We start from the raw sequence: 15570 nt of genomic DNA, 5'->3' as shown, positions 1-15570 counted from the left end.
CGCGAGGGAGTCGCTGGCGGCGACAGCCGCCAGCGACGAGGCTGGGGAGGTGTGAGGCGCGTTGCTGTGCGGGGCGGGACTCAAAGGGGCAGCCGTGAGGGCGGCGCAGGCGACGTAAGCACCACAGGGAGCGAGTGAAACGAGCGACTGAGGAGCGCAGCAAGCGTGCGCCGCCCTCACGGCTGGGGCTTTGGAAGCCTCCACCGTAGCATCGCAGTTCGCTTATAAACAGCCGCTAGCAACGTCACCCGATCACGTATAAAACCTCGATCAACTAACGTGCAATACCTACTCCCGCTATCGGTCAAAAGTACGCTTTGGCGACCGGCTGTTTCGGACGAGAGTATCTCCGAAGAAACGGATTCGACGGGGCCGGACGATCGGGAGCCGACCGCTCACTTCTCGCCCAGAACTGTCGGATTCACCGCGCCGGGCCCCTCGCCCACGTCGTAGCCGCGGCGGATCGCGGCCCCCATCTCGTCGACTGTGGCGGCGACCGCCTCGCGGAGTCGCTCGCCGCGGGCCAGTCGGGCCGCGATCGCGCTCGACAGCGCGCAGCCGGACCCGTGGGTCGCGTCGGTCGCGATGCGGGGGTTCTCGAAGCGGAGCGCGGTCGCGTCTTCTTTTTCGCCCCCGACAACGAGCGTGTCGGTCACAGAGTCTCCGTCGTCGATATGGCCGCCCTTCACGAGCGCGGCGTCGGCGCCCGCGGCGACCAGCTCCCGCCCCGCGCGCTCGGCCTCGGCCGGCGTGTCGACCGGGTCGCCCACCAGCACCTCGGCCTCGTCGGCGTTGGGGGTGACGAGCGTCGCCGCCTCGATCAGCCCCTCGTAGGCGGCCTCCGCCTCGGGCGACAGCAGGCGGTCGCCGCTCGTCGCGACCATCACCGGGTCGACGACGACCGGGGCCTCGACGCCCGCGACCAGCCCGGTCACCGTCTCGACCGTCTCGGCCGCCGCGAGCATCCCGGTCTTGACCGCGCCCACGTCGAAGTCGTCGAAGACGGCGTCGCACTGGCTCGCGACGTGCGCCGCCGGCACCGCGTGCACGTCGCGGACGCCGCGGGTGTTCTGGGCCGTCGTCGCCGTCACGACGGCGGTCCCGAAGACGCCGTGTGCGGTCATCGCCTTCAGGTCGGCCTGTATCCCCGCCCCGCCGCCGCTGTCGCTGCCGGCGATCGAGAGCGCGACGGGCGGCGAAACGGGGTCGCGCGCGGTTGTCATATGCTGGTTGTACAACCCGGTTATCTTAAACCGTGGCGATCGCCGCCGCCGAACGGCCTTTGCCCCTCGCGGCCGAATCGGAGGTATGTCGAACACCGACGCGGCGGACGCCGCGGACGCGCGCGATCCCGACGCGACCGAGTCGATCACGATCTACTCCGACTACGTCTGCCCGTTCTGTTACCTCGGGCGACAGTCGCTCGCGCGGTATCAGGAGACGCGCGAGGAGCCGCTCGAAATCGACTGGCACCCCTTCGACCTCCGGGCGGGCAAGCGCGGCCCGGACGGCGAGATCGACGACTCCGCGGACGACGGGAAAGACGAGGCGTACTACGAGCAGGCCCGCGAGAACGTCCGGCGGCTCCAGGAGGAGTACGACGCCGAGATGGCACAGGAGCTCCGGACCGACGTGGACTCGCTCCCGGCGCAGATCGTCTCGGTGCACGTCCGAGAGACCGCGCCCGACTCGTGGCTCGCGTTCGACGAGGCCGTCTTCGCGGCGCTGTGGGAGGACGGCCGCGACATCGGCGACCGCGAGGTGCTCGTCGACGTCGCGGAGAGCGTGGACGGGCTCGACCCCGCGATCGTCGACGAGGCCCTCGGAGACGACGACCTCCGCGACCGCGTCACCGACCTGTTCACGGCGGCGCGGGAGCGCGGGGTCACCGGCGTCCCGACGTTCGCCTACGACGGCCACGCCGCCCGCGGCGCGGTGCCGCCGGAACAGCTCGAACGGCTCGTCGAGGGGTAATCACCGCCGCGTTCGACCCATCCGGATCACTCTCCGTCCTCACTCTCGCCGTCGCCGTCGGTCTCGCGCTCGCCTTCCTCCTCCGCTTCGTCGACGATCCGGTACGACAGGTACACGGCTCCGAGCGCGAGCGCGATCCCGCCGAACACGTCGGTGAGCCAGTGGATTCCGAGGTACATCGTCGCGATCACCACGCTCGTCGCGAGCCACGCGGCGATCGGGGTCCACAGCGGGTACTCCCGCCGGGTCAGGACCGCGAACGTCCCCACGGTCACCGACAGCGACGTGTGAAGCGAGGGGAAGACGTTCGCGGGCTCGTTCACCTCGCCCGTCAGCGCCATGAACTCCGGATTGTGGGTGAAAAGCAGCGACGTCACCATGTCGGGCATGACGTTTCGGGGCCCGTGCGCGAAGACGATCGTGTAGACCACGAGGCCGATCGCGTAGTTGAGCGCGTACGCGACGACGAGCCGCTTCACGGTCGCCGTCCGCGGCAGGGCGAGGTACGCGAGAAACGGGAACGACAGCAGGAACACGTACCCGTACACGTACACCGACGAGAAGTACATCGTCAGCCGCGGCGAGGCGAACGTCGCCTGTATCCACGCGACGAAGTCCCCCTCCAGCGCGTAGATGGCCCACGTCAATTGGAGCCCGAACAGCTCGGAGACCGTCTGCAGGGAGCTCCGACCGATCGCGCTCGCTATCAGCACCACCACGAGCCCGGCGAGCGGTTTCCGAATCTCCCACAGGCGGTCGCGGAGGTCGTCCCAGAGCGCGTACAGTCGCCGCGGGCCGACGATGGCGACGCTCGCGACGAGCAGGGCGGATCCCACCCACAGCGCGAGCGAACTCACGACCGACAGCAGCGGGCTCATGTCCCCGGCGCGAGCAGTCGTCCCTCCTCGTCGAACCGGTACCCGGCCTCGCGGAGCCGGTCGCGGGCCGTCTCGGCGTCGAGCGATCCGGACTCGCCGACGAACGGGTAGAACGGGTCCCTCTCCCGGTCCTCCCACCGCAGGTCCGAGGGCACCCACTCCGGGGTGGCGGCGAGCGGCGAGGCGGCGGGATCGGCGTACCCGTCGAACGCGCTGTCGACGAGGGTCTGCTTGTCGATCAGCGACGCGAGCACCCCGCGGAACCGGGGGTTCGACAGCGGCGCGCGCCGGGTGTTGTACCCGACGTGATAGAACCCGCCTGACCGTCCCGTGACGAGTCGCGCGTCGGCCTCTCGTCCGATCCGCGGAACGGAGTCCGGCCCGAGGTTCGAGACGGTCGCGTCCGCGAACCCGTCGCCGACCGCCTGCACCGCGGCGACGTCCGACCCCATCACCTGGATCTCCAGCCGGTCGAACGCCGGCTTTCCGCGGAACCGCTCGGGGATCCCCGCGAGCCGGTCCGTCTCGTCACCGGTCGAGCCGCCGTCGTCGGTGCCACCGGTCGACCCGTCGCCGCCCACCTCGCGCACGAGGAAGTGGTCCGGGTTGCGCTCGAAGGCGACCGACTCCTCCGGGGCGGCCTCGACGAAGCGCAGCGGGCCGCTCCCGATCGGGTTCTCGTTGTTCGTCACCACGGCTTCGGTCGTCTCCGCGTCGAACTCGAGGCCGGCGATCGTCGCCACGCCGGTTCGCTCGTCCCAGACGTGCTTCGGGAGGATCGGGACCTGGAGCGCGCGCACGCCGACCGGCTCGTTGACGCCGTCGAGCGTCAGCCGAACCGTCGCCTCGTCGACGGCGGTCGCCTCGTCGACGGCCGAGACGCGGCCGCGGAACGTCGGCGTCGGCACCGGCGACTCGGTGCCTCCCATCGCGGTGTCCCGGAGGAACTCGTAGGTGAACGCGACGTCGTCGGCCGTCACCGGCTCCCCGTCGTGCCAGTCGGCGTCCCGCAGCGAGACCTCGATGCCCGAACCGCCGACCCGCTTCCAGTCGGCGGCGAGCCACGGGATCACCTCCCCGCCGTCGACCAGCGCGAGCCGGTCGTACAGCAGGGAAGTGAACGTGCCGTATCGCCGGTACTCCGCGGCGATCGGGTTCCAGTTCTGCGTGATGCGTTCGTCGGTCGTCACGAGCCGGAGGGTCGCGGCGTCGTTTTCGCCGTCGTCGCCGTCCGTGAGGGGATTGTCGTCGATCAGATCGCCGTCGGTCTCGTTGCGGTCGGCGGTCTCGTTGGCGCCGTCGTCGGTCTCGTTTCCGTCGGCGGTCCCGCCCTCGCCCACGTCCGCCGCGCCGACGCGCTCTAAGCCGAGCAGTCCCCCGACCGACAGCGGCTGCCGGTTCGTCCAGTTCTCGAAGCGGTCCTCGCGGACCGCCGTGAGCGGGTCGGGAAACGCGACGACCGTGAACGGCTGCAGCTCGCCGAGGGCCCGCTGGAGGTCCGTGACGGCCTCGCGTCGCTCGTCGCCCTCGACCCGACGCTGGCTCCCGAGCAGCTCGTCGGTGCCGTTGATGTCGGTGAATCCGAAGGGGTTCTGCCAGCCGGACTCCGCGACGAACTGCGAGTGAGCGAACGCGTACATCGCGTCCGGGTCGAACGGCTCCGCCTCCCGGAACTGTCCGACGTACACGTCGAAGTTGTGGTTGATGAGCACCTTCCGCCGGAGGTCGGTGAATCCGAGAGTGTTGATCCGGGCGTCGACGCCAACCGCGTCTAGGTTCTGCGCGAGGTGCCGCGCGATCCGGATCGCGTTGGGGTCCCTGTCGGCCGGCGGGGCGTTGATCTCGAGGGTCAGCTGCGAGGACCGCTCGCGTCCCGCGATGTTCCGCGTACGCCCGAGACAGCCGGCGCTCAGGGCCGCGATTCCCGTTCCGGCGAGCAGCTCTCGCCGACCGACCTGTCGCGCCATGCGTTCGTCGCTGTTTCGCTCCCGGCGTATATCTCTTCTGCGGTGTCGCCGTCGGATCGAACCCCCGATAGATCCGACGGGTCCGCCGAATCGACCCCTCAGATCACGTCGGCGAGCGGGAGCGCCAGCCCGACCGCCCACGCCGCCAGCCCCGCGGCGAGTACCGGGCGATCGGCGGCGGCGCGTCCCATCGCGACGACGCCGAGCGCGGCGAGGAGGGCGACCCGGTGGACGAGGAGGTCGGGCGGCACCGCCACGCCGAGCGCGGCGAAGTCGATCACGAACCCCGCGCCCAGTCCGCCGACGACGCCGAGAAGCGCCGCGCTCGGCTCCGTCTCGGGCGCTCGAGCGACGACGAGCGCCGGGATCCCGACCGCGATAACGAGGTACAGCGGGGCGGCGATGACCTTCGGTCCGAGGGCGGGGTAGGCGGTCTCCAACGCGACCCCCGCGACCCGGACGCCGACGACGAGGGCCGCGAGCGCCGCGCCGAGCACCGCGGCGTCCGCGTGCCGAACCGCCTCTCGTCGGGCTCGGTTCGCGAACTCGATCGCCGCGGCCGGCGTTCGGCGTCGAAGCAGCGCGCCGGACAGCGTCGCCAGCGCCGCGAGCTCGATCACCGAGACCCAGCCGTCGCTCCAGCCGCCCTCGATGCCGCGGTACTCGCGGCTGACCTCGGCGTCGACCGCGCCGTAAATGAACTCGTCTTCGAGCCGGACCGCCGGGTCGTCGATCCCTGGCACCGTGTGGCGGAGCCGGAACCAGTCGTAGTACTCTTCGTGGGCCTGCACCGCGGTGTAGGCGCCGTCCGGCGACTCGTACGCCCGGAGGTGGTCGCGCACGCCGAGGTACGCCCCGTCGTGGAGCTCGAACGTCTCCGCCAGCCAGACGCCGCCGCTCGGCCCCGACACGTAGCTGTAGCGGTCGGAGCTGTGCGCGTCAGCCCAGTCGCGCTCGGCGATCGCCCGCACCTGCTCGCCGCCGGTCGCCGCCGACTCGTTCTCGTCGGTCTCCTCCCAGTCGGTCTCCGCCTGGCCCTCGATCGCCGCCCGGGTCGTCTCCGCGTCGGCGTGGAAGAGGACGTTGATCGCGAGGGTCCGTCCCTCGGCGGAGGTGCTCCGGCTCGTGTACGGCCAGAGGCGGTAGTCACCGGCGACCTCGATGAGCGACGCCTCGTCGATATCCGGCGGCGCCGGCTCCTCGGCGGTCGGCGGCGGCCCCTCGCCGCCCGTCCCGGCGAAGAAGCCGGAGGCCGCGAGCCCGACGCCGACCCCGACGAGGAGCACCGCGACGACGGTCGTCCGTTTCATGAGTCGTGTGAAGACGCCGGGAGAGAAACGCCTTTGGGTGGTCTCTCGCGAGGGCTTCCGGACTCTCTACTCACCGCCCCTCCCCGCGCTCACCAAGTCTCTACGAACCCCTCCCGCACGTCCTCCGCGCACCCCTCGCAGTCGGGGTGCCCGCCCTCGAAACACGACGGTCGGCCCTCTTCGTCGACGGGGACGGACCGGCGCTCCGCGTGCCGGCGACAGACGATCCGGGCGCGTCCCTCGTCGTCGGTCGGGAGGCCGTACCGCTTCGCTCCCGCGGCGTCGCCCGCGGGGTCATCCTTCGCCTCGGAGTACGCCCGCTTGGCCTCCTCGAACTGCTTGCCCGCCTTGCGGAGCTGCTGGCGGATGACGCGTTCGAGTCGGTCGTCCATGGAGGTCGTACCGGCGCGTCGGATATAGGTCCGTTGGCGAGAGGCGGTTGATCGATCCGTGGGTGGAGCCGGCGTTGAATGTTTATAAATCGGTGACGCTGTGGTGAAGACCTCCAAAGCCCCAGCCGCTCGCTTATAAATAACCGGCTTGTTGAAATCCTCAACTGGTGACTCAATCTGACCCGGTTGCGGTCAAGACAGGTGAGACATCGATTATTTGGCGCTACTGATGGAACCGTGTGAACACTTATTTTCCAATAACTCATAGGTGGCACATATGGCCCTCAGTGTTTGGGAGGTGTTCCTCGACTTATTCAGAGGAGGTGAGAAATCCAACGAGGAATCCGGTAATCAACGAGGTGAGGAGGAAGACGAAGATCGCTTTGTTCCGTCACCGTTGGACTTGTCCGTCCGAATCGGTCACGGCGGGTCGGACAGCCAGCAAGTCCGCGAACTCGCCAAAATAAATAAACAAGCAGAAAAAGTCGAGGAAGAACGACGCGGTAACTAAGCATTCTTCAGCGACCAGCTGTTCCAGACGATGTTATGTCTGATGAAGAGAGTTTCAACACAGTCAAATAACCAGTAGCGGATCGGCGGCGAAGACCTCCAAATCCCCAGCCGCGAGGACTCGCGCGACTCGTTGTCGTTCGAAAGGCGCGGAGCGCCTTTCGTGATGTCGTCAGAACGCGAAGCGTTCTGACTGCTAGCCAGAAATCTCCGATTTCTGGCGATGACGAAACGGCTCCGCCGTTTCGAACCACGTTCCTCAGTCGCTCGCTCCGCTCGCTCCTTGCGGTACTTACGTCGTCGTGCTTCGCCCTCGCGACTGCCCCTTTGAGTCCCACCCGCACAGCGACCGCCGGAAGACGGTCGCCTCGCTGCGCTCGGCGCTGCGGCTTCCGTGCTCCCGCTCGCTTCCGTCGGTCGCTCGCGGGACCGCAGCCTCAGGCCTCCCCAGCCTCGTCGGTGGTCCTCCGCGTTGCTCCGGACCACCGACTCCCTCGCGCGGTCTGCTCCCGCCCTCCGGGCGCTCGCAGGCGCACGCCACCGCGTGTCTGTTTATAAAGGATCGTTGCCTGCGGACGTTTTGCATGGTACCGTTCCACTCGAAACGGCGCCCGCGCGTGGCTGACGGGCGTCAGACGTCGGCGCGACGGGCCGCGTCGGAACCCGTCGCCTCGATCGGATGAACCCGCGGTACGGGGCGTGAGACGCCTGGATACGTTCACTTTCACCGCGGTCACGTACGTTTTAATACCGTGAGGAACCAACCGTCGTACGCCTCCCATTGAAACACGACCGGAGGCGGAGACACCCCATGAGCGAACTGCGACAGGAAGCGGAAGCGATAGCGGAACAGTTCTCGGACCACCTAGACGTCGGCGCCGACGAGGTCGAGGAGCGACTGGAGAACCTCGTCAACGAGTACCGCGTCCCCCTCGACGAGGCGCGCCGGAGCGTCACCAACAGCTACCTCGAAGACGCCGGCATGGAGCGCGACGAGCTCGGCCGCGGCGGCAGCGAGTCCGTCTTGGTCGACGAGATCGAGGAGGACGAACAGTGGGTCGACCTGCGCGTGAAGCTGGTCGACCTCTGGGAGCCCCGCAGCGACTCGATCTCGCAGGTCGGGCTCTTAGGTGACGAGTCGGGCACGATCAAGTTCGTCGCCTTCGAGACCTCCGATCTCCCCGAACTGACGGAGGGACAGGCGTACGAGCTCTCCAACGTCGTCACCGACGAGTACGAGGGGAGCTACTCGGTGAAGCTCAACCGGACCACCCAGATCACCGAGATCGACGAGGAGATCGAGGTCGGCGACAACGCCGACACCGTCGAGGGAGCCCTCGTGGACATCCAGTCCGGCTCCGGGCTGATCAAGCGGTGCCCCGAGGACGACTGCACGCGCGTCCTCCAGAACGGGCGGTGCTCCGAGCACGGCCAGGTCGAGGGCGAGTTCGACCTCCGGATCAAGGGCGTCCTCGACGACGGCGAGACCGTCACCGAGGTCATCTTCGACCGCGAGGCCACCGAGGAGCTCACCGGAATGGGCTTGGAGGAGGCCAAGGACATGGCGATGGACGCGCTCGACACCACGGTCGTCGCCGAGGAGATGGGCGACGACGTGCTCGGGCGGTACTACCGCGTCACCGGCCCCACCTTCGGCCGGTACGTCTTGGTCGACGAGATGGAAGAGCCCGGAAGCGTCGACGTTGAAGCCGCGCTGATCGAAGCGAGGTCGATCTGAAATGAGCCAATCCGCACCCACCCGAGAGGTCGCCCGGCGCGTGTTCGCGAGCGAGTTCAACGACGCCGGCTACACGTTCACCGAGTCCGACGACGAGCGCGCCCCCGTCTACGCGCTGCTGCCGACGGGCGAGTCCTCGAACCGCGTGTTCTTCGTGGGGACGCTCACGGAGAAGGAGGACGTCGGCGAGGACAGCGAGTACTGGCGCGGCCGCATCGTCGACCCGACGGGCACGTTCTTCGTGTACGCCGGCCAGTACCAGCCGGAAGCCGCTTCCAAACTCCGGGACTTGGAACCGCCCGCCTACGTCGCAGTCGTGGGGAAGCCCCGGACGTACGAGACCGACGACGGCACCGTCCGGGTCTCGGTCCGCCCCGAATCGATCACCGAGGTCGACGCCGCCACCCGCGACCGCTGGGTCGCCGAGACGGCCAAGCGAACGATCGAGCGCGTCGCCGCGTTCGACGACGAAGGGAACGAGTACGCGCGGATGGCCCGCGAGGAGTACGACCTCGACCCCGAGACGTACAAGGCCGCCGCGCTGTCGGCGCTGGAAGACCTCGACGAGGGCGACGGCGACGAGCTCGCGGGCGACGGGTCCGCGGGCGACGGGTCCGCGAGCGACGATGCCGCGAGCGACGAGACCGCCCCCGACGGGTCGGATTCGGCCGGCACGCCGGAGCCCTGACGCGAACGGTGCGATCCGATCCGACGCGGCCGGCGCGATCCGAGACCTGAACCCGGCCGGCGCGATCCGGACCCGTCCGGGTCCGAAATTTCACTCTTGCGACTGTCTGACAAACGCTTAAGTAGGTTGCGTGACGAACGGTTCGATAATGGGCAACAAGAACAAGACGATCTCGTTCCGCGTCAACGAGGACGCGTTCGAGACCCTTCGCGACATCGCCGAGGAGCGAGACATCTCGCTGTCGGCCGTCTTCCGGGACTACGTGGATACGCTCGTTGCCCACGACGGACAGGTCCGGGTCGTCCCGGAGGCGGAGCTCGACAGCATGGGCGAGAGCGGGGAGTCGTTCCCCCCGAAGATCGAGGTCCCGAAGAGCTTCGTGCGCGAGCACGAGCGGCTGGAGCTCGAGGCGGACCACCTCCGCGAGCAGCTGGAGGAGCACAAACGCTACGTCAACTACCTCCGCGAGCAGCTGGAGGACGGCGACGAAGAGGTGATCCAGCTCGAAGACCTCGACGGCGAGCCCGACGAACCCTCCTTCCGACTCGGATAGCCGCCGGCCGTTCGCCGCGACTTCTGTTGTCGATCGCTCCCGCGGCTAGCCGCGCCTCCGATCCGCAGATAAACTTACCCGATCGTTTGGTACTATTCCGCGAAACGACGATATTGGCGAAAATATTGCCGGGGACGGCCTGAATTGTTCAAAAACGTCCGATTCTTCTCGAATCTGATGGACAGTCTCTCACCCCTCCCACCGATTTCTGACTATAATAAACTATCTACGAAAACCATAATACCCGGGCGGCGAACCGTTCGTGTATGAAGAGGTGGCTTCGTCCGTGAGCGTGTTCGACAGGGCGTACGACGATCCGGTCCGCGTGCTCGACGAGGACGGCGAGGTCGTCGGCGACGTGCCCGACCTCGACGACGAGGAGCTCGTCGGGATATACCGGCACATGCGGCTGGCGCGGCACTTCGACGCTCGCGCCGTGAGCCTCCAGCGGCAGGGGCGGATGGGGACGTATCCGCCGCTGTCGGGTCAGGAGGGCGCACAGGTCGGCTCCGCGACCGCGCTCGCCGAGGACGACTGGATCGTCCCCTCCTACCGCGAGCACGGCGCCGCCCTCGTCCGCGGGCTCCCGCTGAAACAGACCCTGCTCTACTGGATGGGCCACGAGGCGGGCAACGCGACGCCGAAGGACGTGAACGTGTTCCCGGTCGCGGTCCCCATCGCCTCGCAGGTCCCGCACGCCACCGGCGCGTCGTGGGCCTCGGAGCTCCGCGGGACCGACGAGGTGTTCCTCTGTTACTTCGGGGACGGCGCGACCAGCGAGGGCGACTTCCACGAGGGGGTCAACTTCGCGGGCGTGTTCGACACGCCGACCGTCTTCTTCTGTAACAACAACCAGTGGGCCATCTCCGTGCCCCGCGAGCGGCAGACGCGGAGCGCCACGCTGGCCCAGAAGGCGGAGGCGTACGGGATCGACGGGGTACAGGTCGACGGGATGGACCCGCTCGCGGTGTACAGCGTCACGGAGGCGGCCGTCGAGAAGGCGCGCGACCCCGAGACCGACCGCCCGCGCCCGACGCTGATCGAGGCGGTCCAGTACCGGTTCGGCGCGCACACGACCGCCGACGACCCGACGGTCTACCGCGATAACGACGAGGTCGAGCGCTGGAAGCGCAAGGACCCGATCCCGCGGCTGGAAGCGTACCTCCGGTCCGAGGGCGTGCTCGACGACGAGCGCGTCGCCGAGATCGAGACCGAAGTCGAGACGCGGGTGGCCGAGGCCATCGAGGCGGCCGAGTCCGAGGCGCGGCCGAAGCCGGAGGAGATGTTCGAGCACGCGTACGCGGAGCTCCCGCCCGAGCTGGAGCGGCAGTACGAGGAGTTCGCGGCGTTCCGCGAGACGCACGGCGATGCGGCGTTCCTGGAGGAGTGAATGAGCGAGACACAGAACCTCACCGTGGTACAGGCGGTCCGAGACGGATTGTACACCGAGATGCGCGAGGACGACGACGTCCTCGTGTTGGGTCAGGACGTGGGGAAGAACGGCGGCGTCTTCCGCGCGACCGAGGGCCTGTTCGACGAGTTCGGCGGCGACCGCGTCGTCGACACCCCGCTCGCGGAGTCGGGGATCGTCGGGTGCGCGGTCGGCATGGCCGCGATGGGGCTGCGGCCGGTCCCCGAGATCCAGTTCTCCGGGTTCATGTACCCCGGATTCGACCAGATCGTCTCTCACATGGCCCGGTTCCGCACCCGAAGCCGGGGGCGATTCAACCTGCCGATGACCCTCCGTGCCCCCTACGGCGGCGGGATCCGGGCGCCAGAGCACCACTCCGAGTCGAAGGAGGCCTTTTACGCCCACGAGGCCGGGCTGAAGGTCGTCATCCCCTCGACCCCCTACGACGCGAAGGGGCTGTTGGCGGCGTCGATCCGCGACCCCGACCCGGTGATCTTCCTCGAACCGAAGCTCATCTACCGGGCGTTCCGCGACGAGGTGCCCGAGGAGCCGTACACCGTCCCCATCGGCGAGGCGGCCACCCGCCGTGAGGGCGGCGACGTGGCGCTGTTCACCTACGGCGCCATGACGCGCCCGACGCTGGAGGCCGCGGAGAGCCTCGCCGAGGAGGGGATCGACTGCGAGGTCGTCGACCTCCGAACCGTCTCCCCGCTCGACCGCGAGGCGATAATCGAGGCGTTCGAGAAGACCGGCCGCGCCGTCGTCGTCCACGAGGCGCCGAAGACCGGCGGGCTCGCGGCCGAGATCACGGCGATCATTCAGGAGGAGGCGCTGCTGTACCAGGAGGCGCCGGTCGGACGCGTCACCGGGTTCGACGTGCCGTACCCGCTGTACGCGCTGGAGGACTACTACCTCCCGACCGCGGCGCGCATCGAGGAGGGTATCAGGGAGGCGGTCGAGTTTTAAGATGGCTCCCCAGGAACTCCACCCCATGACAACACCGGAGAGCGGTCCGACGATCCCCGAGGAGGTCGAGGCATGACGATCGAGGAGTTCAAACTGCCCGACGTCGGCGAAGGCGTCGCCGAAGGCGAGCTGGTCACGTGGCTGGTCGCGCCCGGCGACCGCGTCGAGGAGGACCAGCCGGTCGCGGAGGTCGAGACCGACAAGGCGCTCGTCGAGGTGCCGTCGCGGTACGACGGGACCGTCGAGGAGCTGTTCGCCGAGGAGGGGGACGTCGTCCCCGTCGGCGACGTGATCATCTCGTTCCGCGTCGGCGAAGACGGCGAGGAGAGCGGAGACGCCGAAGCGGGCGGCGAGACGAGCGCGGAAGGCGAGGCCGCCGAGCCCGAGGTGGATACCGGTGTCGAGCCCGATGCCGAGCCCGGCACCGACGCCGAGTCGGAGTCCGACGCCGAGGCGGAGCCGACCACCCCGTCCGGTCGGACCTTCGCGCCGCCGTCGGCCCGGCGGCTCGCCCGCGAACTGGGCGTCGACATCGCGGCGGTCGACGGGAGCGGTCCCGGGGACCGGATAAGCGAGGCCGACGTGCGGGCGCACGCCGAGGGCGGCGACGACGCGAGCGATTCCGGGTCCGACGGGGCGCCGACCCCGGCCCCGACCGATGTGGGCTCCGGTGACCGGAAATCCGCGGTGCGAAAGCGGGGCGACGACGGCTCCGGCGGGGATTCGGCGACGACCGCGGCCGCGCCCGACGCCCCCGAACCCGCCGGCCGCGAGACGACGCTCGCGACGCCCGCGACCCGGAAGGTCGCCCGCGATCTCGGCGTCGACGTCGACGACGTGCCGACCGACGAGACCCGAGACGGCGAGGCGTTCGTCACCGGCGAGGACGTCCGGGCGTACGCGGAGGCGCTGGAGTCGGGGGCGGAAGCCGGCGCAGACGCCCCGGCGCCCGAACCCGAGCCGGTCGACGTCGATGCCGGCGGTGCCGCCGTAGGCTCCGCGACGACCGGCGCCAGCGCGGCGACGGGATCGGCCGACGAGACCGTCCCCTACCGCGGCGTACGGCGCACCATCGGGAAGCAGATGGAGCGCTCGAAGTTCACCGCCCCGCACGTCACCCACCACGACACCGCCGAGGTCGACGCCCTCGTGGAGGCCCGGGAGGAGCTGAAGCCGAAGGCGGAAGAGGAGGGCGTGACGCTCACCTACATGCCGTTCGTGATGAAGGCGATCGTCGCGGGGCTCAAGGAGTACCCGTACCTCAACAGCGAGCTCCGCGAAGAGGACGAGGAGATCGTGTTGAAGGGCGAGTACAACCTCGGGATCGCCGTCGCGACCGACGCCGGGCTGATGGTGCCGGTCGTCGAGGACGTCGACGAGAAGGGGCTCTTCGAGCTGGCCGCGGAGGTCAGGGACCTCGCGTCGCGCGCCCGCGAGCGCAAGCTCAAGCCGACGGAGATGAAGGGCGGCACGTTCTCGATCACCAACTTCGGCGCCATCGGCGGCGAGTACGCCACGCCGATCGTCAACTACCCCGAGACCGCGATCCTCGGGCTGGGCGCCATCGAGGAGCGCCCGGTCGTGCGGGAGCGAGACGGAACGAGCGAGGTTGTCGCGGCGCCGACCCTCCCCCTGTCGCTGTCGATCGACCACCGCGTGATCGACGGCGCGGTCGCGGCCGAGTTCGCGAACACCGTGATGGAACACCTTGAACACCCGCTGCTACTGTTGTCACACTAATGGTCGTCGGAGACATCGCAACCGGAACGGAGGTACTGGTGATCGGCGCGGGACCGGGCGGCTACGTCGCCGCCATCCGCGCCGCACAGGAGGGGCTCGACACGACGCTCGTCGAGAAGGACGCCTACGGCGGCGCCTGCCTCAACCGCGGCTGCATTCCCTCGAAGGCGCTGATCACGGGCTCGGGGCTGGCCCACGAGGCCGGCAACGCCGAGTCGATGGGGATCCACGCCGACCCCGCCGTCGACATGGGGAAGATGGTCGAGTGGAAGGACGGGGTCGTCGACCGGCTCACGAGCGGGGTCGAGAAGCTCTGTAAGGCGAACGGCGTCAACCTCGTGTCTGGGACCGCCTCGTTCGTCGACGAGCACACCGCCCGCGTCGCCCACGGCGGGGAGGGACAGGGCTCCGAGTCGATCGAGTTCGAGCACGCGATCGTCGCGACCGGCTCGCGCCCGATCCAGATCCCCGGCTTCGACTTCGCCGAGGACCACGTCTGGAGCTCCGCCGAGGCGCTCGACGCCGACACGGTCCCGGACCGGCTGGGGATCGTCGGCGGCGGCTACATCGGCATGGAGCTGGCGACGACGTACGCCAAGCTCGGGGCAGAGGTAACCGTCGTCGAGATGCTCGACGACATCCTCGACCCCTACGAGGACGACGTAAAGCGGATCGTGCGCAAGCGCGCCGAGGAGCTCGGCGTCGAGTTCCACTTCGGCGAGGGCGCGAGCGAGTGGTCGGAGGGGGCGGACGGCGGCTACCTCCTCCACACGGAGACGGAAGACGGGGACGAATCGACGTACGGCGTCGACAAGATCCTCGTCGCGGTCGGCCGCCAGCCGGTCACGGACGGGCTCGATCTGGAGAAGGCCGGGATCGAGACGGACGACCGCGGGTTCATCGAGACCGACGACCGCACCCGCACCGCGGTCGAGCACATCCACGCGGTCGGCGACGTTTCGGGCGAGCCGATGCTCGCGCACGCGGCCTCGAAGGAGGGGATCGTCGCCGCCGAGGTGATCGCGGGCGAGCCGGCCGCGATGGACCAGCAGGCGATCCCCGCGGCCGTCTTCACCGACCCCGAGATCGGGACGGTGGGACTGACCGAAGTGGAGGCCGAGGACGAGGGGTTCGACCCGGTCGTCGGCGAGATGCCCTTCAACGCCTCCGGCCGCGCGATGACGACCGGACACACCGAGGGGTTCGTCCGGCTCGTCGCCGACGGGGAGACCGGCTTCGTGCTCGGCGGGCAGATCGTCGGCCCGGAGGCCTCCGAGCTGGTCGCCGAGGTCGCGCTCGCGATCGAGATGGGCGCGACGCTGGAGGACGTGGCGGCGACGGTCCACACCCACCCGACGCTCGCGGAGGCGGTGATGGAGGCCGCGGAGAACGCCCGCGGACAGGCGATTCACACGCTGAACCGGTAGTCGAGAGTCGAGTCGA

14 protein-coding genes are annotated in these 15570 nt (G+C 69.1%); 9 read left to right on the top strand and 5 right to left on the bottom strand.

Annotated elements, in window-relative coordinates; all coding sequences use genetic code 11:
* Nucleotides 1-395 precede the first annotated feature (395 nt).
* Complete coding sequence (gene thiD, locus EDM04_RS04415; RefSeq protein WP_123619944.1) at nucleotides 396-1223, bottom strand: bifunctional hydroxymethylpyrimidine kinase/phosphomethylpyrimidine kinase; 828 nt, start codon at nucleotides 1221-1223, stop codon at nucleotides 396-398.
* A gap of 85 nt (nucleotides 1224-1308) precedes the next feature.
* Between thiD and EDM04_RS04410 the strand changes: the two genes are divergently transcribed.
* Complete coding sequence (locus tag EDM04_RS04410; RefSeq protein WP_123619943.1) at nucleotides 1309-1974, top strand: DsbA family protein; 666 nt, start codon at nucleotides 1309-1311, stop codon at nucleotides 1972-1974.
* Nucleotides 1975-2000: 26 nt separating this feature from the next.
* On the opposite strand, the gene EDM04_RS04405 is transcribed toward EDM04_RS04410, so the two are convergent.
* The 4 genes from EDM04_RS04405 to EDM04_RS04390 form a co-directional block, all read right to left on the bottom strand.
* On the bottom strand, nucleotides 2001-2852 hold the full coding sequence (locus EDM04_RS04405; protein ID WP_123619942.1) for a phosphatase PAP2 family protein: 852 nt from the start codon (nucleotides 2850-2852) through the stop codon (nucleotides 2001-2003).
* On the bottom strand, nucleotides 2849-4819 hold the full coding sequence (locus tag EDM04_RS04400; RefSeq protein WP_123619941.1) for an ABC transporter substrate-binding protein: 1971 nt from the start codon (nucleotides 4817-4819) through the stop codon (nucleotides 2849-2851). Before EDM04_RS04400 ends, EDM04_RS04405 begins: the two co-directional genes overlap by 4 nt.
* Before the next feature lie 98 nt (nucleotides 4820-4917).
* A complete protein-coding gene (locus EDM04_RS04395) occupies nucleotides 4918-6129 on the bottom strand; it encodes a hypothetical protein (RefSeq protein ID WP_123619940.1) in 1212 nt (403 codons plus the stop codon).
* 89 nt (nucleotides 6130-6218) lie between these two features.
* Nucleotides 6219-6521 carry a hypothetical protein gene (locus EDM04_RS04390; RefSeq protein ID WP_123619939.1) on the bottom strand — a complete coding sequence of 101 codons (303 nt, stop codon included), beginning with the start codon at nucleotides 6519-6521 and terminating at the stop codon, nucleotides 6219-6221.
* A 277-nt stretch (nucleotides 6522-6798) separates the two neighbouring features.
* Between EDM04_RS04390 and EDM04_RS04385 the strand changes: the two genes are divergently transcribed.
* The 8 genes from EDM04_RS04385 to lpdA all read left to right on the top strand — a co-directional run bounded on the left by EDM04_RS04385 (nucleotide 6799) and on the right by lpdA (nucleotide 15554).
* Nucleotides 6799-7032 (top strand): hypothetical protein, encoded by a 234-nt coding sequence (locus EDM04_RS04385; RefSeq protein ID WP_123619938.1) that lies wholly within the window; start codon nucleotides 6799-6801, stop codon nucleotides 7030-7032.
* Nucleotides 7033-7842: 810 nt separating this feature from the next.
* Entirely contained in the window at nucleotides 7843-8769 is a 927-nt protein-coding gene (locus tag EDM04_RS04380) for a replication factor A (RefSeq protein ID WP_123619937.1), read from the top strand.
* 1 nt (nucleotide 8770) lies between these two features.
* Nucleotides 8771-9457, top strand: coding sequence for an RPA family protein (locus EDM04_RS04375; RefSeq protein WP_123619936.1), 687 nt, complete (start codon nucleotides 8771-8773; stop codon nucleotides 9455-9457).
* A gap of 148 nt (nucleotides 9458-9605) precedes the next feature.
* Nucleotides 9606-10010 (top strand): hypothetical protein, encoded by a 405-nt coding sequence (locus EDM04_RS04370; protein WP_004048800.1) that lies wholly within the window; start codon nucleotides 9606-9608, stop codon nucleotides 10008-10010.
* A 286-nt stretch (nucleotides 10011-10296) separates the two neighbouring features.
* Nucleotides 10297-11400: a pyruvate dehydrogenase (acetyl-transferring) E1 component subunit alpha gene (gene pdhA, locus EDM04_RS04365; protein ID WP_123619935.1), complete on the top strand. Its 1104-nt coding sequence runs from the start codon at nucleotides 10297-10299 to the stop codon at nucleotides 11398-11400.
* Complete coding sequence (locus tag EDM04_RS04360) at nucleotides 11401-12387, top strand: alpha-ketoacid dehydrogenase subunit beta (protein ID WP_123619934.1); 987 nt, start codon at nucleotides 11401-11403, stop codon at nucleotides 12385-12387. It abuts the gene before it with no gap.
* Nucleotides 12388-12459: 72 nt separating this feature from the next.
* Nucleotides 12460-14127: a dihydrolipoamide acetyltransferase family protein gene (locus EDM04_RS04355; protein WP_123619933.1), complete on the top strand. Its 1668-nt coding sequence runs from the start codon at nucleotides 12460-12462 to the stop codon at nucleotides 14125-14127.
* A complete protein-coding gene (gene lpdA / locus EDM04_RS04350; protein ID WP_123619932.1) occupies nucleotides 14127-15554 on the top strand; it encodes a dihydrolipoyl dehydrogenase in 1428 nt (475 codons plus the stop codon). The genes EDM04_RS04355 and lpdA overlap by 1 nt, the downstream gene beginning before the upstream one ends.
* Nucleotides 15555-15570 lie beyond the last annotated feature (16 nt).

Origin of the sequence: Halorubrum sp. CSM-61 (assembly GCF_003781945.1) — an archaeon.
Lineage (GTDB): Archaea > Halobacteriota > Halobacteria > Halobacteriales > Haloferacaceae > Halorubrum.
Note: the sequence above shows the minus strand (reverse complement) of the source record. Positions and strands in the feature narration are given on the sequence as shown.